This window comes from Paracidovorax avenae ATCC 19860, assembly GCF_000176855.2.
Lineage (GTDB): Bacteria > Pseudomonadota > Gammaproteobacteria > Burkholderiales > Burkholderiaceae_C > Paracidovorax > Paracidovorax avenae.
This window is the reverse complement of the sequence record NC_015138.1, coordinates 2,850,378-2,869,048: the sequence shown is the minus strand read 5'-3', so window position 1 is coordinate 2,869,048 and position 18,671 is coordinate 2,850,378. Positions and strand designations below refer to the sequence as shown.

14 protein-coding genes are annotated in these 18,671 nt (G+C 70.7%); 8 read left to right on the top strand and 6 right to left on the bottom strand.

Annotated features, from left to right (window positions below; translation table 11 throughout):
• Positions 1-43: 43 nt before the first annotated feature.
• Entirely contained in the window at positions 44-1,204 is a 1,161-nt protein-coding gene (locus ACAV_RS12580) for an NAD(P)/FAD-dependent oxidoreductase (protein WP_013594956.1), read from the bottom strand.
• Positions 1,201-3,213 (bottom strand): LodA/GoxA family CTQ-dependent oxidase, encoded by a 2,013-nt coding sequence (locus tag ACAV_RS12575; protein ID WP_013594955.1) that lies wholly within the window; start codon positions 3,211-3,213, stop codon positions 1,201-1,203. Before ACAV_RS12575 ends, ACAV_RS12580 begins: the two co-directional genes overlap by 4 nt.
• A gap of 213 nt (positions 3,214-3,426) precedes the next feature.
• Here ACAV_RS12575 and ACAV_RS12570 point away from each other — a divergent pair, with 213 nt between their 5' ends.
• The 3 genes from ACAV_RS12570 to ACAV_RS12560 all read left to right on the top strand — a co-directional run bounded on the left by ACAV_RS12570 (position 3,427) and on the right by ACAV_RS12560 (position 6,569).
• Complete coding sequence (locus ACAV_RS12570) at positions 3,427-4,827, top strand: GntP family permease (protein ID WP_013594954.1); 1,401 nt, start codon at positions 3,427-3,429, stop codon at positions 4,825-4,827.
• Positions 4,828-4,958: 131 nt separating this feature from the next.
• Positions 4,959-5,591: a superoxide dismutase gene (locus tag ACAV_RS12565; RefSeq protein WP_013594953.1), complete on the top strand. Its 633-nt coding sequence runs from the start codon at positions 4,959-4,961 to the stop codon at positions 5,589-5,591.
• Positions 5,592-5,666: 75 nt separating this feature from the next.
• Complete coding sequence (locus ACAV_RS12560; protein WP_013594952.1) at positions 5,667-6,569, top strand: ZIP family metal transporter; 903 nt, start codon at positions 5,667-5,669, stop codon at positions 6,567-6,569.
• A 15-nt stretch (positions 6,570-6,584) separates the two neighbouring features.
• On the opposite strand, the gene ACAV_RS12555 is transcribed toward ACAV_RS12560, so the two are convergent.
• Both ACAV_RS12555 and ACAV_RS12550 read right to left on the bottom strand, forming a co-directional pair.
• Positions 6,585-8,018 carry an aldehyde dehydrogenase family protein gene (locus tag ACAV_RS12555; protein WP_041829200.1) on the bottom strand — a complete coding sequence of 478 codons (1,434 nt, stop codon included), beginning with the start codon at positions 8,016-8,018 and terminating at the stop codon, positions 6,585-6,587.
• A 33-nt stretch (positions 8,019-8,051) separates the two neighbouring features.
• On the bottom strand, positions 8,052-8,771 hold the full coding sequence (locus tag ACAV_RS12550) for a Crp/Fnr family transcriptional regulator (protein ID WP_013594950.1): 720 nt from the start codon (positions 8,769-8,771) through the stop codon (positions 8,052-8,054).
• A gap of 126 nt (positions 8,772-8,897) precedes the next feature.
• On the opposite strand from ACAV_RS12550, the gene ACAV_RS12545 reads away from it, so the two are divergent.
• Positions 8,898-9,434, top strand: coding sequence for an Mpo1 family 2-hydroxy fatty acid dioxygenase (locus ACAV_RS12545; protein ID WP_013594949.1), 537 nt, complete (start codon positions 8,898-8,900; stop codon positions 9,432-9,434).
• Between the two features lie 15 nt (positions 9,435-9,449).
• Here ACAV_RS12545 and ACAV_RS12540 read toward each other — a convergent pair whose 3' ends face one another.
• Entirely contained in the window at positions 9,450-10,835 is a 1,386-nt protein-coding gene (locus ACAV_RS12540; RefSeq protein WP_013594948.1) for a M20/M25/M40 family metallo-hydrolase, read from the bottom strand.
• Positions 10,836-10,957: 122 nt separating this feature from the next.
• A complete protein-coding gene (locus ACAV_RS12535; RefSeq protein WP_013594947.1) occupies positions 10,958-13,045 on the bottom strand; it encodes a sodium-translocating pyrophosphatase in 2,088 nt (695 codons plus the stop codon).
• A 277-nt stretch (positions 13,046-13,322) separates the two neighbouring features.
• Between ACAV_RS12535 and ACAV_RS12530 the strand changes: the two genes are divergently transcribed.
• From ACAV_RS12530 to ACAV_RS12515, 4 genes are read left to right on the top strand one after another with little or no spacing between them, the layout of a single operon-like run.
• Positions 13,323-14,222 (top strand): GHMP family kinase ATP-binding protein, encoded by a 900-nt coding sequence (locus ACAV_RS12530; RefSeq protein ID WP_013594946.1) that lies wholly within the window; start codon positions 13,323-13,325, stop codon positions 14,220-14,222.
• A 7-nt stretch (positions 14,223-14,229) separates the two neighbouring features.
• A complete protein-coding gene (locus ACAV_RS12525; protein ID WP_013594945.1) occupies positions 14,230-15,234 on the top strand; it encodes a pyridoxal-phosphate dependent enzyme in 1,005 nt (334 codons plus the stop codon).
• A gap of 3 nt (positions 15,235-15,237) precedes the next feature.
• Positions 15,238-17,808 carry a lyase family protein gene (locus ACAV_RS12520; protein WP_013594944.1) on the top strand — a complete coding sequence of 857 codons (2,571 nt, stop codon included), beginning with the start codon at positions 15,238-15,240 and terminating at the stop codon, positions 17,806-17,808.
• Positions 17,808-18,623 carry a formyl transferase gene (locus ACAV_RS12515; RefSeq protein WP_049791255.1) on the top strand — a complete coding sequence of 272 codons (816 nt, stop codon included), beginning with the start codon at positions 17,808-17,810 and terminating at the stop codon, positions 18,621-18,623. The genes ACAV_RS12520 and ACAV_RS12515 overlap by 1 nt, the downstream gene beginning before the upstream one ends.
• The last annotated feature ends 48 nt before the right edge of the window (positions 18,624-18,671 follow it).

The window sequence follows — 18,671 nt, the reverse complement described above, 5'->3', positions numbered from 1 at the left end:
GTGTGACTCCTTCGGGGGCGGACAGCCGGGGGATGCCCGGCGCTCAGGCCAGTGTAGCGGCCACGGGCGGATGGGCCGCCGTGACGGCCCGTGCGTGGCGGCGCGCCCAGAACGGCTGGCCGGCCCAACGCCGTTCCTGTGCATAGACGGCTGCCAGCTGGGCCCGGTACACACGGTGGATGTCCCGCAGGTGGGCGGCATACCGTCCGGTGGCACCCGCATCGCCGCCCTCGGCCGCCAGCATCGCCCTGGCGGCGCACAGCCCGGTATGGAGCGCGTTGCCGATGCCCTTGGACGACAGCGGATCGAAGGCCTGGGCGGCATCGCCCACGGCCAGCCAGCGGTGGCCTGCAGGCTGGTCGAGCTCGGAGCTGCAGGCGTCCGCGCCCTGGACGGCGGCGCAGGGCCGGTAACCATGCGCTGCACAGAGCGCGCGCAGGTGCTCCGTGGACTGGAGCTGGCTCCAGAGGCCGTCGCCGGAGAGCAGCGTGCGGCGATCGACGAGATCGGCATCGCCCAGGAAGGAAACGACCCGCTCCCCGCCGGGCAGCAGCACGCTGTACCACCAGCCATCCTCGACGGCTTCGATCCATGTGCGGCCGTCGCGGTCGTTGCGGCCGCTGCTCTCCAGGCGCAGGTGGAAGGCGAGCAGGGCGTCATGGCGCTCGCGGCGGGCGCCGAGCCGGCAGGCCGGGGCGGCGGCCCTCCCGGTGGCGTCGATGAACCAGCGTGCGCCGACCTGTACGGTGTCTCCTCCGCTCGTTGCCCGGGCACGGACCGCGTGGGGAAGGCCGTCTTCCGCGGGCCGGTCGATCTGCAGATGGGTGGATGGCCAGAACCGCACGCCATCCAGCAGGGCGGCCGCCCTCAGGCGCTCGTCGAAGCGTGCCCGGTCGAGCTGAACCCCGTCGCCCTGCAGTTGGCGCAGCGTGTCGCTGGCCCGGCCGGACGCATCGCCCCAACTGGACCAGCTGCCCAGGCATGGGCGGTGCCCGTCGGCGCGCACCGCTTCGCGCAGGCCCAACTCCGCCAGCAGGTGGCACACCGCGGGCGGCAGGTTTTCGCCGATGCGCGCATCCCGCTCGCCCCCGGCATCGGCCAGGAGCACGCGCCACCCGGCGCGCGCCAGCACGGCCGCGCAGGCCGCGCCCGCCGGGCCCGCGCCGGCAATCGCCGCGTCGAAGACCGTGCCGGCCGCGTTCATGCCCGGGGCGGGCCCTTGCGGACGGGCAGGGGCGCCCTGCGCGCTTCGTCGTGCGAGCGGAAGTTGGCGCCGGATGGCAGCGGGCGGGCCGTTGCCGCTGCGGGTGCGCTGGCCTGCAAGCCCATGGGCCGCACGGCATCGCCGGCCGGTGCGGCGACCGTGCCGGCCGTGCTACGGGCGTCGGCAGGCGCCACGTCGGGGCCATAGGCAGCCACCATCATCGTGGCGGGAAAACGCGGATCGTCTTTCACGCCCGGGCGCACTTCCAGCAGCCCCATGGACCCGAAGATGCGCACCATCGTGGTCATCGCTTCGGCCGTGGGTTCGGGCAGCGGCTTGTTCCAGTTGGTGCGGTTCGTGAACGCCTCCACGCGGCGCTCGGGCGGCTGGCCGGAGTCCATCACGATGGCGTAGTCCTGCTCGGCGAGCACCTGGTTGGGCACACGGGCGGGCCAGAAGGCGGGGGCGAACGGGTCGTAATGCGTGTCGTAGCCCGCGCGGCAAAAGGCCGTGTCGGCCTGCCAGGGCAGGCCCATCCAGCGGTTGAGGTCGCCGGGGCCCTGCGCATACAGCGGCCCGTTCGCCGAGAGCGCGGTCGCCTGGTCGAGCGTCTTGCCGTAGTCCGGCTCCACTTCGCCTGCCGGCCGGCGGCGGATGCGGAAGGGTGCGCTGTAGAGGGTGAGGTGGCGCATTGGCCAGGTCAGCTCGCAGCCGGGGTGGAAGGCATCGGCCAGGCAGAAATCCAGGGCGGCCCGGTCGAGCATGGCCGGCTGCTCCTGCAGCGGCACGGCGTCGATGTGGTCCGCAGGGGCGGGCAGTTGGCCCCAGTCCGCAGTGAACCGGCCGTCCGCCCAGCGGGCCAGGATGTCGCTCTGGGTCTGGCTGATGGCGGCGTTCTGGCGCGGGCTCTGGCCCGTAGGATAGGTCATGGCGTCGCCGTAGATCCAGGGCCAGGGCATCTGGTTGCCGTCCGCCGGCTCGGGAGGCCGGAAGCTGTTGAACACCTGCCGGCGCACTTCCGCGTTCGGGTCATAGGCGCCGGCCGGGGGCAGGGCGGCGAGGCGCTCGATCAACGCCGGGTTCTCGAAATCGAAAACGCCGTTGTGGCCGAACTGCGTCGCGAATCCCTGGTTGACCCACTGCAGGCCCGAGAGCCGCTGCAGGATGGGGTACACATCGCGCGTGAACGAGATCTCCTGCGGGAAGGGCAGCCAGCCTGCCTGCACGTAGAGACTGTGCAGCAGGTCGTACAGCGTGCGTTCGGCCTTGACCTGGGGAGCGTAGTTGGGCGGGGCGCTGACCACCCAGGCGCCTTCCACCGGAACCGGCTGCCCATCGATGCGTACGGTGGCAGAGACCGGGCCGTCGCAGGTGTCGTCGTACCAGCCGTCGGCATTGATGAAGGAGTTGTCGTCTCCCTCGATGAAGATCGGGCTGCCTGTGGGCGATGCGGAGACGCCGTGGCCGGGCAGAAACAGCAACCGGCCCTGGCCGTCGGTGCGCAGTTCCCCGATCTGCACCGCCACGCCGGTGAAGTGGCCCGTGCACGCGACGGCGGCGGCATGCGGGCCCTGGATGCGCTGCGCGCCGGCATCGATGGCCAGGGTATCGCGCGCGGTGGCCGTCACGTTGGCATTGCGGCGGGGCAGTACGACCTTGGCTGCCTCCGGGATGTCCATGGCGATCTGCCACTGGTACCAGGCCGCCTTGCGGTTGGCTACATGGACCTCCCAGCAGACGTCATCCGCAGGGGAGACCAGTTCCCGGACGACTTCGCCCGCGGCGTTGTAGCCATAGACACGGAACTCGGCCGCCTCGCGCTTGAGCGCTCCCGTGGGGTCGCGGTAGAAGCCGGGCTCCCGGGGGGCGGGATGGGTGACCTGCGGGCCGACGTAGAACGCCTCCCGGCTGTTGCCGACGCGGGCGATGCCGATGGCGGGATGGATGGCAGCGCGCACGATGCGCGTATCCGTACCCGCCCCGGAGGCGGGAGATGTGCTGTCTTGCATGGGAACCCTCTCTTGGTGGCCGTGCCGGCTGCCGGCCGGTCGTCGTTGGTCTGTCGTTGGCTGCACGCCTGCCGGAGTGGCGGGTGCGCAGCGCGTTCCATTGTGCGGATTCGCCAGCGGGGAGTTCTCAGGGTTTCACCGGGCTCCGTCGGGAAAAGTGGCGGCCCGGTAGGATGCGGCTCCACCATCTTCCATCCCGATCCGGCTCTTCCGATGAACTCTCAGGACATTCAACTGCTGGTCACGGCGCTGGCCAGCGTGCTCGCGCTGGTCGCGCTCATCGTGTCCCGCCTCCGGCTGCATCCGTTGCTGGCGCTGCTGATCGTTTCGGTGGCCGCCGGCCTGTTCACGGGCATGCCGCTGGACAAGCTTGTCGGGGCCATTTCCGCAGGGGCCGGCAAGACGCTGGGCGCGGTGGGGCTGGTCGTGGCGCTGGGGGCCATGCTGGGCAAGATCCTGGCGGATTCGGGCGTGACCGACCGCCTGGCGAGCGCCATCCTGGACCGCGCTTCCACGAAGATGCTGCCGTGGGCCATGGCGGGCGTGGCCTTCGTCATCGGCATCCCGATGTTCTTCGAGGTCGGCCTGGTCGTGCTGCTGCCGTTGATCTTCGGGGTGGCCCGCAAGCTGGAGGCCGAACGCAAGGGCAGCGGCTCGGCCTACGTCTATGTCGGGGTGCCGGTGATCGCCGCCCTGGCGGCCATGCACGGCATGGTGCCGCCCCATCCCGGCCCGCTCACGGCCATCGCCACGCTGAAGACCAGCGTCGGCGCCACCATGATCTACGGCTTCATCGCTGCCATCCCCGCCATCGTGCTGGCCGGCCCGGTGTACGGCACGTTCATCGCCCGGCGCCTGAAGGTGCGCCCTGACGACGCCCTGGTTGCCCAATACGCACCCGATGCGGCCGATGCCGGCGGCCCTGCGGCGCAGCCCGTGCGCCAGAACCCGCCCGGCATCGGCCAGGGCGTGCTGGCCGCCCTGGCGCCCGCCCTGCTGATGCTGCTGCACGCGCTGGGCGAGGTGCTGCTGCCCAAGGGTTCCGCCCTGCTGCATTTCGCCGCCTTCGTGGGCCATCCGATCGTCGCCATGCTGCTGGGTGTCCTCTTCGCCGTGCTGGTGCTGCGGCCCGGCCGGCCGGAGGCCGTGCGCAAGGCCCTGGGCGACAGCATCAAGCCGATCGCCAACGTGCTGCTCATCATCGCGGGTGGCGGCGCTTTCCAGCAGGTGCTCACCGACGCGCACGTGGGCGACGCCATCGTCCACCTGAGCCACCAGTGGCCCGTGTCCCCGCTGCTGCTGGGCTGGCTGATTTCCATGCTGCTGTCCGTCTCCACCGGCTCGGCGACCGTGGGCATCGTGGGCGCGGCCGGCCTGCTGGCGCCCCTGGCCGCATCCGGCACGGCGGTGAACCAGCCGCTGCTGGCGCTGTCCATCGGCTGTGGATCGCTCTTCTTCAACTATGCCAACCACGCCGGCTTCTGGCTGGTGAAGGAATCGTTCGGCATGGACATGGGCGAGGCCACCAAGACGATTTCGATGGTGCAGTCCATCGTGGCCCTGGTGGGACTGGCCATGGTGATGCTGATGAACCTGCTGCCGCCACTGGCCTGACGGCGAGGCAGGCTGCCTGCTTGCCTGCCACGGAAGGGCAATGTCCTACTTGACGCAAATGACAATAGGAATAATTATCATTCAAATGCGATTGATTCTTCTTCCATCCGTCCTGCCCGAAAGTGAGCCACATGCCGCACACGCTTCCCGCCTTGCCCTATGCCTATGACGCCCTGGAGCCGCACATCGATGCGCGCACCATGGAGATCCACCACAGCAAACACCACCAGGCCTACGTCAACAACCTGAATGCGGCGCTGGAAGGCACACCGCATGCCGACACGCCGGTGGAAACGCTCGTGGCAGCCCTGCAGTCGCTGCCGGAATCGCTGCAGACGGCGGTGCGCAACAACGGCGGGGGCCATGCCAACCACAGCCTGTTCTGGACCGTGATGGCGCCGGAAGGGCAGGGCGGAGGCGGACAGCCGGGCGGTGCGCTCGGCGAGGCGATCGACCGGGACCTCGGCGGTTTCGATGCGTTCAAGGAGGCCTTCACCAAGGCGGCGCTGACCCGCTTCGGCAGCGGCTGGGCCTGGCTGGTGGTCGATGGTGCCGGCCGACTGGCGGTGGAGAGCAGCGGCAACCAGGACAGCCCGCTCATGGCCGGGCTGCTGTCCGGCCACACGCCGATCCTCGGGCTCGATGTGTGGGAGCACGCCTACTACCTGCAGTACCAGAACCGGCGCCCCGAATACATCGCCGCGTTCTATCGTGTGATCCGGTGGGATGAGGTCGCGCGCCGGTATGCGCAGGCGCGCGGCTGATCCCGCCGGCACAGCCCCTTTCGCCTGAACGCACCGGGATCTTCCATCGTGACAACCCAGCCGGAGCCTCCGCCCATGCCCGCCCAGAACTCGCTTTCCCTGCGCCGCCCCGCCTGGAGCCTCCGCCGCTGGCTGGGCCTGGCCATCGCCCTGGCGGGCGCCGTGGTTTTGGCGCTGCAGTTCACGCAGTTCCTCCAGGCGAATCCGCGCGTGGCACAGGCCTGGCAGGGCGGCCTCGTCGCGGCGCTGGCGACGGCGCTGGGCACGCTGCCCGTGGTGTTCTCGCAGCGCCTGTCGGAGCGGGTGCAGGACACGCTCTTCGGCTTCGGGGCCGGCGTGATGCTGGCGGCCAGTTCCTTCTCGCTCATCCTTCCTGGCCTGGAAGCCGCGAAAGCCAACGGCGCGGGGGGCTGGGCGGCCGGGGGCATCATCGGCGCATCCATCCTGCTGGGCGGCCTGGCGCTGCTCGCCATGGAGCGCGTGCTGCCGCACGAGCATTTCATCAAGGGGGTGGAGGGCGGCCCCTCGCCGCGCACGCTGCGGCGCACCTGGCTGTTCGTCTTCGCGATCGCGCTGCACAACCTGCCCGAGGGGCTGGCGATCGGCGTGGCCTACGGCGGCACCAGCCCGCTGCAGGCCGGCACGCTCACGGCCGGCATCGCCATCCAGGACGTGCCCGAAGGCCTGGTGGTGGCGGTGGCTCTGCTCGCGGCAGGCTACCCGCGCTGGCTAGCCGTGCTGCTGGGCATGGCCTCGGGCCTGGTGGAGCCGCTGGGCGCGGTGCTCGGCGCCTCGGTCATCGGCCTGTCGGCCGGGCTGCTGCCCTGGGGCCTGGGCTTCGCCGCCGGGGCGATGCTGTTCGTCATCAGCCACGAGATCATTCCCGAGTCGCACCGCAAGGGGCACGAGGCCTGGGCCACCGGCGGGCTCATGATCGGCTTCGTGCTGATGATGCTGCTCGACACCGCGCTGGGCTGAGGGCTCCGCGCGGGCTCACCCGTGCCGGATGGCCACGGTCTTGAGCGTGGTGAAGCCGTGCAGCGCCTCCAGGCCCTTTTCGCGGCCATGGCCGCTGGATTTCACCCCGCCGAAGGGCAGTTCCACGCCGCCGGCGGCGCCGTAGTTGTTGATGAACACCTGGCCGCTGGCAATGCGCCGTGCCATGCGGAACTGGCGCCCGCCGTCGCGCGTCCACACGCCGGCCACGAGGCCGAAGCGCGTGGCGTTGGCCAGTTGCGCGGCATGGTCCTCGTCCTCGAAAGGCATGGCCGAGAGCACGGGGCCGAAGATTTCCTCCTGCGCGAGGCGATGGTCCGCAGGCACGTCGCGCAGCAGCGTGGGCGCCTGGTAGAAGCCCGTCTGCGGTGCGCCATCCACCACGGTGCCTTGCGCCATGACGGGTATGCCCGCCACCTGCGCGTCGGAGAGGAAATCCCACACGCGCTGCTGCTGGCTCTGGCGGATCAGCGGCCCCAGGTCGAGGTCCATGGCAGCGGGCCCGACGCGCAGCGCCTCGAACAGGCCGGCCAGCCGCTCCAGCACCCGCTCGTAGATGAGCGCATCGATCAACACCCGCGAACCGGCCGAGCAGGTCTGGCCCGCGTTCTGCACGATGGCGTTGACGACCGCGGGCAGGGCGGCGTCCAGGTCGGCATCCGCGAACAGGATCTGCGGGCTCTTGCCGCCCAACTCCAGCGTGACCGGGCAGTGCCGCTCGGCCGCAGCCTGCTGGATCAATGTGCCGATGCGCGGACTGCCGGTGAAGCTGATGTGGTCGATGCCGGGATGGCGTGCCAGCGCCTCGCCCACCTCGTGCCCGTAGCCCGTCACGATGTTGATCGCGCCCGGCGGGAAACCCGCCCCGGTGGCCAATTGCGCGACCCGCAGCAGCGAGAGGCAGGCATCCTCCGAGGGCTTGACCACGCAGACGTTGCCGGCGGCCAGCGCGCCGCCCACGCAGCGCCCGAAGATCTGCATGGGATAGTTCCAGGGCACGATGTGCCCCGTCACGCCGTGCGGCTCGCGCCAGGTGAGCACGCTGTAGCCATCCGTGTAGGGGATGGTGTCGCCATGGAGCTTGTCGCAGGCGCCGGCGTAGAACTCGAAGTAGCGCGCCAGCGCGATGGCATCGGCGCGCGCCTGCCGGGTGGGCTTGCCGCAGTCGCGCCGTTCGATGTCCGCCAGTTCCTCCGCATGGGCCGCCACGGCCTGCGACAGGCGCATCAGCAGCCGTCCCCGCTCGGCCGGCGCGAGCGCGCGCCACACGGTGTCGTGGCAGTGCCGTGCCGCGCGCACGGCCGCGTCGATGTCCTCGGCCGTGCCGCGCTGGATCTCGTCGTAGGGCTGGCCGTCGGAGGGATCGATCACCGGCAGGGTGCGGCCGCCGGTGGAAGGCGCGGCGGCATTGGCAATGTGGTGGTATTGCATGCGGGCCATTGTGCGGCACGCGCGCCCCGACAGTCAGCCGCAGGCAGCGCGCAGGCCGGCCAGGTCCAGGATCTCGATGCTGCCGCGGTGCATGCGCAGCAGGCCGCGGCCCTGCAGGTCGCGCAGGATCTGGTTGGTGGTCTGGCGCGAGAGCGCGAGCATCAGCGCCAGCTGCTCCTGCGACAGCGAGAGCTGGCGGCGCGAGCGCCCTTCGCCGGCCCACTGCCCGTAGCCCTCGGCCATGAGCACCAGCCGCCGGGCAAGGCGCCGGGGCGCGGGCAGCAGCGCGAGTTCTTCCAGCGCGACGAAGGCGGTGCGGAGCTTGTCGGCCAGCAGCATGCCCAGGGCGTGCCAGTGCTCCGGATGCTGCGCGAGCCAGGCCAGCAGGGGAGCCTGCGGCACGTGCAGCAGCAGGGCTCCGGGCTCGGCCGCATGCGCGTCGTGCGTGCGCGCGGCCCGGTCGAAGACCGCGATTTCCCCGAACCAGGCGGGTGGCTCCAGCCTCGTGAGCAGGGCGGCGCGCGGTTGCGGATCGCTGCCGCCGATGCCGGAGATGTCGATCGCGCCGCGCACCACCGCATACAGCCCGCACGGCGGATCGCCCCGCAGGAAGAGCGCCTGCCCGGGCTGCAGTGCGCGCATGTGCGCCATGCCGGCGAGCGCGCCGGCCAGCCCGGGGGGCAGGGAAGCGAACCACCGGCCCGAGGCGAGCGTGGCGAGATGGTCCGCGGCGGAAGTCAGGGTGTCGGTCATGCGGCAGGACAGGGGCGGCCCGCTCCGGCGGGTTGTGTCGGCTGGCCGACAGACGGCGCAGCGGCCACTGCGGATTATTCGCTCCAGGCACCCCGACCGAGAGGGCCGCCACGCAGGAGACGCTCCATGAAAACCCTGATCGACCACCTGTCGCAGTACGCGGACTACCACCGCGATCCGCGCAATATCCAGACCCATTTCGTCGGCGTGCCGATGATCATGCTGGCCGTCACGGTGCTGCTGTCGCGTCCGGCGTGGCTGGCCGGCGGCCTGCTGCCGGTATCGCCCGCCCTGGCCGCGGCGCTGGCCGCCAGCCTGTTCTATTTCCGGCTCGATGTGCGCTACGGGCTCGCGATGGCCTCGGTGCTGGCCGCCATGCTGGCCGTGGGCCAGTGGCTCGCGGCGCAGGGCACTGCGCCGTGGCTGGGGGCGGGCCTGGGCCTGTTCGTGGTCGGCTGGGTGATCCAGTTCGTGGGCCACTATTACGAAGGCCGCAAGCCCGCCTTCGTGGACGACCTTGTGGGCCTGATCGTCGGGCCGCTTTTCGTGGCGGCCGAGATCGGCTTCGCGCTCGGGCTGCGTCGCGAAGTACAGGCGGCGGTCGAGGCACGCTCGGGCCCGGTGCGCCTGAACGAGCGGCCGGGCCGCCCGGCGCAGGCCTGACCCGGGGCCTTTCCCTCAGCGGCGTGGGCGTCTGGCCAGTACCGGCTCGCTCACGCCCTGCACACCCACCAGCGTGAGCACCGTGGCGAGCCCGGTCTGTGCGCCCTTCCAGGCGTCGCCGGGCTCGAACCACTCGCCCAGCGCGTGGAAGCCGCCGGTCCTTCCGCCGCTGCCCAGGATGATGGCGGGGATGCCCAGCCCCATGGGCACGTTGGCGTCGGTGCTGGCCGCGCGCAGGGTGGGCTTGCCTCCCGAGGCGATGACCGATGCCACGGCGGCCTGCACGATGGGCTCGCCGGCGGCGGTGGCGCCGGCCGGGCGGTCGCCGATCATCTTCGGCTCGGCCGTGATCTTCGCGGCGGTGTTCCAGCGGCGGTTCTCTTCCTGCACGCCGCGCTGGATGGCGGCCATGATGTCCTTTTCGGCCTGCAGCAGCGCGGGCAGGGCGTTGGAGCGGATGTCCACGGCCATCGTGGCGTCGCCCGCGATGGTGTTCACGGAGGTGCCGCCGCCCACCTTGCCCACGGTGAAGGTGGTCTTGGGATCGGAAGGCACCTGCACGTCGCCGATGTGCGCGATCGCGCGGCCCATCGCGTGGATGGCGCTGGGCACCTGCCCGAAGGCCGCAAAGCTGTGGCCGCCCGGCCCCTTGAAGGCCACTTCGTAGCGGTGGCTGCCCGTGCCCTGGTTCAGGATGCCGTCGCCATCCCCCGGCTCCAGGCCGACCATGCCGTCGATGTCCGCATGCTCGCGGAACAGTGCCTTCATGCCGCGCAGGTTGCCCAGTTCCTCCTCGCCCACGTTCGCCACGAAGACGATGTCGCCCACCGTCTGCAGCTGGCGTTCGTTGAGCGCCTTGAGCCAGGAGAGCAGCACGGTGACGCCGCGCGTGTCGTCCGAGATGCCGGGGGCGTACAGCCGGCCGCCATCCTCGCGCACGCTGAGGTCGGTGCCTTCGGGAAACACGGTGTCGAGGTGCGCAGACACCACCAGCCGGGGACCATTGCCCGAGCCCTTGCGGACGCCCACGGCATTGCCTTCCTGGTCGATGGCGGCGTCCGCCAGGCCCAGTTCCCGGAATCGCTTCACCACGTATTCGGCGCGGCGCTGCTCCTTGAAAGGCGGCGCCGGTATCTGCACCAGGTGGCGCAGCTCGTCGATGGCGCGGGCGTGGTCGGTGCGCAGGTCGTCCAGCACCTGCCGCACCGCCGGGGCCGAGCGCACGGCCTGCAGCGTGCCCTGCACGGCCGGGCTGGCGCCGGGCTGCGGTGCGGTGGACTGGGCAGAGGCCGGGCCGGAGGCCAGCACGCCGAGCGCCAGTACGGCCGCCAGCACAGGTTTCCAGCCGGCGGGCGACTGGCGGAAAACGGGGAGGGATCGCGCGGATGCATGCAGCGGCATCGGACAGCCTTTCTGGGGAGGACAAGGGGAACGGGCCACCTTACCCCAGGCCAGGCCGCTGGCTTGTCGCCTGCGGGCGGCCATCCCATGGTCTCCGGGCTTTCATGGCGGCTGCAGCCGGCTCAGCCTCCGCCGTGCAGCCGTGCCACCAGGGGCACGATGAGCAGCGCCACGATGTTGATGATCTTGATGAGCGGGTTCACGGCCGGGCCGGCCGTGTCCTTGTAGGGGTCTCCCACCGTGTCGCCGGTGACGGCGGCCTTGTGCGCCTCGCTGCCCTTGCCGCCGTGGTGGCCGTCCTCGATGTACTTCTTGGCGTTGTCCCAGGCGCCGCCGCCGGTGCACATGCTGATGGCCACGAACAGGCCGGTGACGATGGTGCCCATGAGCAGGCCGCCCAGCGCGCGCGGCCCGAGCAGCAGGCCCACCGCGATGGGCACGGCCACCGGCAACAGGCTGGGCACCACCATTTCGCGGATCGCCGCGGCCGTGAGCATGTCCACTGCGCGGCCGTATTCGGGCTGGGCACGGCCTTCCATGATGCCGGCGATGGTGGAGAACTGCCGCCGCACTTCCACCACTACCGCGCCCGCCGCGCGGCCCACGGCCTCCATGGCCATGGCGCCGAACAGGTAGGGCACCATGCCGCCGATGAACAGGCCCACGATCACCAGCGGATCCGACAGGTCGAAGCGCAGCGCCTGCCCCTGCACGCCGAGCTGGTGCGTGTAGTCGGCGAACAGCACGAGGGCGGCGAGGCCTGCCGAGCCGATGGCGTAGCCCTTGGTCACGGCCTTGGTGGTGTTGCCCACGGCGTCGAGCGGATCGGTCACGGCGCGCACGCCGGCCGGCAGTTCGGCCATCTCGGCGATGCCGCCCGCGTTGTCGGTGATGGGGCCGTAGGCGTCCAGCGCCACCACGATGCCGGCCATGCTGAGCATCGACGTAGCGGCCACCGCCACGCCGTAGATACCCGCGAGGGTGTAGGAGACCAGGATCGCCACGCACACGAACACCACCGGCCATGCGGTGGAGCGCATCGACACGCCCAGGCCCGCGATGATGTTCGTGCCGTGCCCGGTGGTGGAGGCCTGCGCGATGTGGCGCACGGGCGCGTATTGCGTGCCCGTGTAGTACTCGGTGATCCAGACCAGCGCGGCGGTGAGTGCCAGGCCCGTGGCGCAGGCGCCGAAGAGCCGCCCGGCGGTGGCCTGCGGAAAGAGCGCGGCATCGGGGAACAGCCAGAACGTGACCAGCGCGAAGGCCGCCAGCGACAGCCCGCCGGCCACCGCCAGGCCCCGGTAGAGCGCGGGCATCACGTTGGTCATGCCGGGCGACGCCTTGACGAAGGCGCAGCCCGCGATCGAGGCCAGGATGGACACGCCGCCCAGCGCCAGCGGATAGGCCATGGCCAGCGCGGGCGGGAGGCCCAGCAGCGTGCCCAGCACCATGGCGGCGATCAGGGTCACCGCATAGGTCTCGAACAGGTCGGCCGCCATGCCGGCGCAATCGCCGACGTTGTCGCCCACGTTGTCGGCGATCACGGCAGGGTTGCGCGGATCGTCCTCGGGGATGCCGGCCTCCACCTTGCCCACGAGGTCCGCCCCGACGTCCGCGCCCTTGGTGAAGATGCCGCCGCCCAACCGGGCGAAGATGGAAATCAGCGACGCACCGAAGGCGAAGCCGATGAGCGGATGCAGCTGCGCCGCCACGCCCGCGCCGGACGCCGGCACCGCCGGTCCCGCATGCAGCAGGAAGGCGCCGAAGCCGGCCACGCCCAGCAGCCCGAGGCCCACCACCAGCATGCCCGTGATCGCCCCGCCGCGGAAAGCCACCTGCAGCGCCGGGCCGATGCCCCGCGCCGCCGCCTGCGCGGTGCGCACGTTGGCGCGCACCGAGATGTTCATGCCGATGAAGCCGCAGGCGCCCGAGAGCGCCGCACCCAGCACGAAGCCGGCGGCCGTGCGCAGGTCCAGGAAGAAGCCGATGAGCACGGCCAGCACGGCGCCTGCCACGGCAATGGTGCGGTACTGCCGTGCGAGGTAGGCGGCCGCGCCGGCCTGGATCGCGGCGGCGATGGCCTGCATGCGCTCGCTGCCGGCGTCCTGCGCGAGGATCCAGCGGCGCGCCCACAGTCCGTAGGCCACGGCGGCCGCGCCGCAGAGGAAGGCCAGCCAGAGGGCGGGGGGAAAGAGGGGGGATGCAGCCATGCTCGTCGTCTCCTGTCCAAGGGATGCACGGAAAGGAAACACGCAACGCATCGCGGGTGTTTCCGCTGCGTTGCTTCCTCGTGCCCATCGGCCCGCGACGGCGGGTGGAGACGATTGGCCAACAGTCCCAATGTACGCCGGCCGGAAGCCGCCCGCAAGAGCGCCGCTGCACAGCAATTTCTCGACAGGACTGAGCAATCTTTGGAAAAAAACGCCATCGCCCGGCGTTTAGCCTTGCTGGACAAAGGGACTGGGAGCCCGCACAACAAGGAGAAACATGGTTCCACGAGAACGAGGAGAAGCGCTTCAGTCCACCGCATGGCCGCCGCTGCGGGCCACCGGCCAGTGCCGGGGCACGTTCGGCGAGCTCATGCAGGGGGTGCTGCCGGGAGGGCGGCACTTCCTGGTGACCCTGCCGGTCAATCTCATGTCCATCGTCGAATTCCAGGTGACGGACGGGCCCGTGGTGGTCTGCAACATCGCCTGCCGCACCAAGGCCTGCCGCGCCGCACAGGACTACCTGCGCCTGCACGGCCTGCCGCCGGGCGGGCGGCTGCATTTCCAGTCGGTCTTCCCGGCGGGCAAGGGGCTCGCCAGTTCCTCCGCCGACATGGTGGCCGTCATCCGGGCGACAGCCCGCGCGCACGGGCGGGAACCGGAGGCCGAGACCATCGAGTCCATCCTCCGCGGCATCGAGCCTACCGACGGGGTCATGTACGACGGCATCGTTTCGTTCTACCACCGCGAAGTGAAGCTCGATGAGCAACTGGGGGAGACACCTGAACTCATGATCGTCGGGATCGACCGCGGCGGCGAATGCGACACGATCGAGTTCAACCGGACGCGGTGCGCGGTCTCCAGCGCCCTGTGCTCCGAGTACCACGCGCTGCTTGACGACATGAAATCCGCCGCCCGCGCCGCGGACCTGCGCAGGATCGGCGAGGTCGCGACGCGCAGCTGCGAGATCGCGCAGGCTTTCAACCCCCATCCGCACATCGGCCACCTCCGCGCCCTGAAGGAAGAGACCGGCGCCCTGGGCATGGTGGCCGCGCATTCGGGCACCTATATCGGCCTGCTCTACGGCGCGCGCGATCCCGAGTGCGCCGCCAAGGCTTTCCATGCCCAGAAGCGGCTGCAGGCCCTCGACATCTCCACCCACCTCTACACCACCGCCTAGATCGCAGATGCTCCGTTACGAATCCCCCCTCGATGCCATGCGCGACGCCGTCGTCTTTCCCCTGGACGAGGGAATGCACATGCTGGCGTTCAAGGCGATGAAGATCGTGCCCGCGCACTTCATCATCCACAAGGCGATCGCCCGCGGCGACCTCAAGCCCGGCGGCAGCGTCATCGAGACCTCGAGCGGAAATTTCGCATTTGGCATGGCCATGGTCTGCAACCGCATGAACTCGCGTTTCATCGCGATCAGCGACCCGGCGATCGACGACAGCTACCGGCGCCAGCTCGAGATGCTGGGCGGGCGCGTGGAGATCGTCACCGACAAGAAGGGTTGCCAGGGCTACCAGAAGGCCCGGCTGGACAGGCTCCACGAGATCCTGGAGTCCGAACCCGGATCGTTCTGGTGCCGGCAGTACGACAACGAGGACAACTCGCTGGCCTACGAGGGCATCGGGCGCCAGTTGCGCGACCTGGTCGGCGACTCGGTCGTCCTCGTGGCGCCCGTGGGTTCCGGCGGCTCGAGCTGCGGCCTCGCCGGGGCGCTGCGCGCGGCCGGCGCCGACTGCACGCTGGTCGGCGTGGACACGTTCAACAGCATCCTGTTCGGCCAGCCCGACGGCCCGCGCCCGCTGCGGGGACTGGGCAACACCGTGATGCCGGGCAACCTGAAGCACGCGATGTTCGACCACGTCCACTGGATCAGCGCCGCCCTGGCCGACCACTACACCCGCCACCTCTACAAGACCACGGGCCATTTCCGGGGACCCACCACGGGGGCGGCCTACGCCGTGGCGGGAAGCCTGCAGGCGCAGTACCCGACCACGCCCATCGTCTTCGTGAGTCCGGACGACGGGTCGCGCTACGTGGACACCACCTATGCCAGCGACCCTCCGTGCGCGGACCACTTCGAGGTCCGGCCGGTGCAGGTCCGGCATCCGCGGTCGGAGAGGGCGGGCAGCGACTGGGCCTGCATGGCCTGGAACCGTGCCGAGATCCACGCGTTCGGCTGAGCCATGGCGATCGTCTATATCGAGTCCAACACCACCGGCTTCGGCCACCGGCTGCTGGAGACCTCGTGCCGGTACGACGCCGTCTACTGGCTGGTCCGGGACCCGGCCCGCTATGGCTTCTCCGGCCGGCTGCCCGAGGGGCTGTCCATCATCGCCTGCGACACGCGGTCGCTCGATGCGCTGGTGCAGGCCGTGTACGGCATCGGCCCCATCCGGTACGTCGCCTCCACGAGCGACGGCTTCATCGAGATGGCAGCGCGCCTTTCGGAGCGGCTGGGACTGCCCTGCAATCCGTCCGCCGCGATCGCCCTGTGCCGCGACAAGCTGCTGCTCGGGGAGGTGCTGCAGGCGCGTGGCGTGCCGTACCCGGCGACGCGGGAGGTCCGCTCTGCCGCGGACATGGACGGCATCGGGTTTCCCGCGATCGTCAAGCCACGGCAGGGCACCGGCAGCATCGGCGTGCGGCTCGTCACCGAGGCCCGCGGCATGCCCGATGCGCAGGAGGGGCCCTGGATCGCGCAGCGCTTCGTGGAAGGCACCGAGTTCTCGGTGGAAACCTTCAGCGACGGCGCCGGGCACCACGTGCTCGCGGTCACGCGCAAATACCTCACGCAGCCCCCGCACTTCCTGGAACTCGCGCACGTGCTCCCCGCGGACATCAGTCCGGACGCGGCCCGCAGGATCGTGGAGACCGTCACCCGGGCGCTCGACGCGGTCGGCTATGCCTTCGGGCCTGCGCACACCGAGGTCAAGCTCCAGGGCGATATCGCCACGGTGATAGAGATCAATGCCCGGCTCGCGGGCGGCATGATCCCGCGCCTGCTGGAGCAGGCCTTCGGCTGGTCCGTCGCCGACCTGTACGTGCGCAGCCACCTGGCCGGGCGCAGCCAGTTCGCCGTGCCGGAGCCCGCCCTGCATGCCGCCGTCGCCTTCATCGTCCCCGAGGTCGGGCGCCGCTACCTGGGCATCGATTTCCCGGAGGACGCCACGGATGCCGGCGCATTCCGGGAGGGCGGCACCAACCAGGGCCGCTTCGACTTCTCCGACCGCGCCGGCTACGTGATTGCCGGCGGCCGCACGGCATCGTCGGCGTTGCGCTCGGCGCTGTCGCTGCGCAGCCGTTCGCAGGTGCTCTACGCGCCACCGGAGGTGCCCCCGCCGGACGCGGCCACGGTCCGCCGCATCGCGCTGGGCGAGCGCTGCGCATTCCGGCCCGGCAGCCTGGCAGGCAGCCTGTTCCCGATCGAGAAGTCCCACCTGCTGATGCTGCGCAGCCAGGGCATCCTGTCCGCCGGGCAGTTCAGCGCGCTCCGGGAGGCGGTGCTGGCGGCGGAGGCGGAGCCGGAACTGCTGCGCGCCCATGCCTCCGGCCGCGGCGATTACTTCGACTACGAGCACTACGTCATCGACCGGTGCGGGGAGGCCACGGGCGGCATGGTCCAGGCCGCGCGTTCGCGCAACGACATCAATGCGACGCACCTGCTGCTGACGCTCCGACAGGCCATCGCGGGCACCATGGACCGCGCCCAGCAACTCGGCGAGGCACTGCTGCAGCGGGCCGAAGCCACGGTGGACACGATATTGCCCATCCACAGCCAGTACCAGGTGGCGATGCCCGGTACGGCGGGACACTACCTGGCGGCCCAGGCTACGGTCCTGCTCGGCACGATGGAGGCGCTGGCGTCGCTGCAGGACGGCCTGGACACCTCGCCGCTCGGTGCGTGCGCCGGCGCCGGTACCAGCTTTCGCACCGTCCCCCACGAAACGGCCCGCCTGCTGGGTTGCGTGCGGGGGCCCTCCAATTCCCTGGCCGCGATCAGCGACAAGACGCCGGCATTGCGCTGCGCCTACCTGTTCATCGAACTGAGCGGCCACCTGAACCGGCTCGCCATCGACCTGCAGCTCTGGACGATGCGGGAAGCGGGCTTCGCTCAACTGCCGGAGGCCATGTACGGCGGTTCGTCGAACATGCCGCAGAAGCGCAACCCCTACCTGCTGGAATGGCTGCGGCTGCACCATGACCGCCATGCCGGGCAGTTCGCCGGCCTGCTGTCCTCGCTGTCGCACCTGCCCACCGGCAATTCCTACCAGGCCAGCCGCTGCGCCGTGGAGTCCATTGCGGACCTCTCGGGGAGCCTGGGCGACATGTGCACCGTGGCCACGTATGCCATTGCCGGCATGCGGTTCGACGAGGCCGCCATCCGCCGTGCGCTCGGCTCCGGGGACGCCCATGCCACGCTCGCCGCCGAAGCCCTGGTCCAGGAGGGGCAGGCGTCCTTCCGGGAGGCCCACACCACGGTGGGCCGCCTTCTCGCGCAGGCGCCTACGGAGGATTCCAGCCCATTGGCGGCACGGGCCTCCGGGTTGCTCACGCAACTGCGGACCGAACTGGAACACGGGCAGCCCTTCGACCGCCTGCGCTCCGGCGGCGGTCCCACGGCCTCGTCCACGCGCGAGGCCATCGCCGAACTGCACGGCCGGCTGCGCCGCTGCGGTCTTCGCCAACTCGCCGCGGCAGCGCGCTTCGAAGCGTCCCGCCGCGAACTCGACAACCGCTTCAGGAGGATCCGATGATGCCCCGCGTCACATTGCTCTGTTCCGATGGTCCGCACCACCTCTACCTGGCCGCCGAACTGCTGAAGGCGTTCGGCAGCCTGCGGGTCATCGTGGAATCCGGACACGACCAGGCCGCCTCGCTGCGCCGCAACGGTCACTACCGCGCCTATCTCTGGACGCTCTACCACGGACTGCGCCGCAAACTGTTCGGCTACGAGGCCTACCGGAAGCGGTATTTCGCCCGCACGGAAGGACCGCGCACCTGGACGGCGCTGAGCCAGGAGCCGGACGTGGAGTTCCACGACACCCCGTCGATCAACGATCCCCTGGTGGGGCAGATCCTGCGCGGCGGCGTGTCGGACGCCTATGTCGTCATGGGCACCAAGAAGATCGGGAGCGCCGTGCTCTCCGCCATTCCCGCGGGCCGCATCCTCAACATCCACGGCGGCTACCTGCCGGACTACAAGGGCAACCACTGCTTCTTCTTCGCGCTCCACGAAGGGCGCCATGACCGGCTCGGCACCACCATCCACCGGGTTTCCGCCGGACTCGATGCTGGCGACATCGTCAGCCGGCACTGCGTCCAGCCCGCCGAAGGAGACAACTCCGAGACGCTGTATTCGCGGGCGGAGAAGGCGGCCATCGACCACCTCGTCGCCCGCCTGCGGCGCACGCCCGATGTGTCCACCTGGGACAGCACGCCACAGGAGGCCCGGGGCCGGCTCTACCGCATGCGGGACCGTGGCCCGCTCGTCGAACTGGCCCACCACCTGGGCCGCGGGTGGCGCCGCCGGCCGGTGGCACGCGGCGCCGGCAAGGAGCCCGTCCGATGAGGCAAGGCTTCCGGCCCCCCTCCGTGCCATGGGCCGCGGCCGCACGGG

Coding starts and splice junctions, on each gene's coding strand:
- ACAV_RS12555 (WP_041829200.1), bottom strand. CDS start 8,018: ATGCAATACCACCACATTGCCAATGCCGCCGCGCCTTCCACCGGCGGC.
- ACAV_RS12525 (WP_013594945.1), top strand. CDS start 14,230: ATGCTCCGTTACGAATCCCCCCTCGATGCCATGCGCGACGCCGTCGTC.
- ACAV_RS12570 (WP_013594954.1), top strand. CDS start 3,427: ATGAACTCTCAGGACATTCAACTGCTGGTCACGGCGCTGGCCAGCGTG.
- ACAV_RS12575 (WP_013594955.1), bottom strand. CDS start 3,213: ATGCAAGACAGCACATCTCCCGCCTCCGGGGCGGGTACGGATACGCGC.
- ACAV_RS12560 (WP_013594952.1), top strand. CDS start 5,667: ATGCCCGCCCAGAACTCGCTTTCCCTGCGCCGCCCCGCCTGGAGCCTC.
- ACAV_RS12535 (WP_013594947.1), bottom strand. CDS start 13,045: ATGGCTGCATCCCCCCTCTTTCCCCCCGCCCTCTGGCTGGCCTTCCTC.
- ACAV_RS12550 (WP_013594950.1), bottom strand. CDS start 8,771: ATGACCGACACCCTGACTTCCGCCGCGGACCATCTCGCCACGCTCGCC.
- ACAV_RS12520 (WP_013594944.1), top strand. CDS start 15,238: ATGGCGATCGTCTATATCGAGTCCAACACCACCGGCTTCGGCCACCGG.
- ACAV_RS12545 (WP_013594949.1), top strand. CDS start 8,898: ATGAAAACCCTGATCGACCACCTGTCGCAGTACGCGGACTACCACCGC.
- ACAV_RS12580 (WP_013594956.1), bottom strand. CDS start 1,204: ATGAACGCGGCCGGCACGGTCTTCGACGCGGCGATTGCCGGCGCGGGC.
- ACAV_RS12515 (WP_049791255.1), top strand. CDS start 17,808: ATGCCCCGCGTCACATTGCTCTGTTCCGATGGTCCGCACCACCTCTAC.
- ACAV_RS12540 (WP_013594948.1), bottom strand. CDS start 10,835: ATGCCGCTGCATGCATCCGCGCGATCCCTCCCCGTTTTCCGCCAGTCG.
- ACAV_RS12530 (WP_013594946.1), top strand. CDS start 13,323: ATGGTTCCACGAGAACGAGGAGAAGCGCTTCAGTCCACCGCATGGCCG.
- ACAV_RS12565 (WP_013594953.1), top strand. CDS start 4,959: ATGCCGCACACGCTTCCCGCCTTGCCCTATGCCTATGACGCCCTGGAG.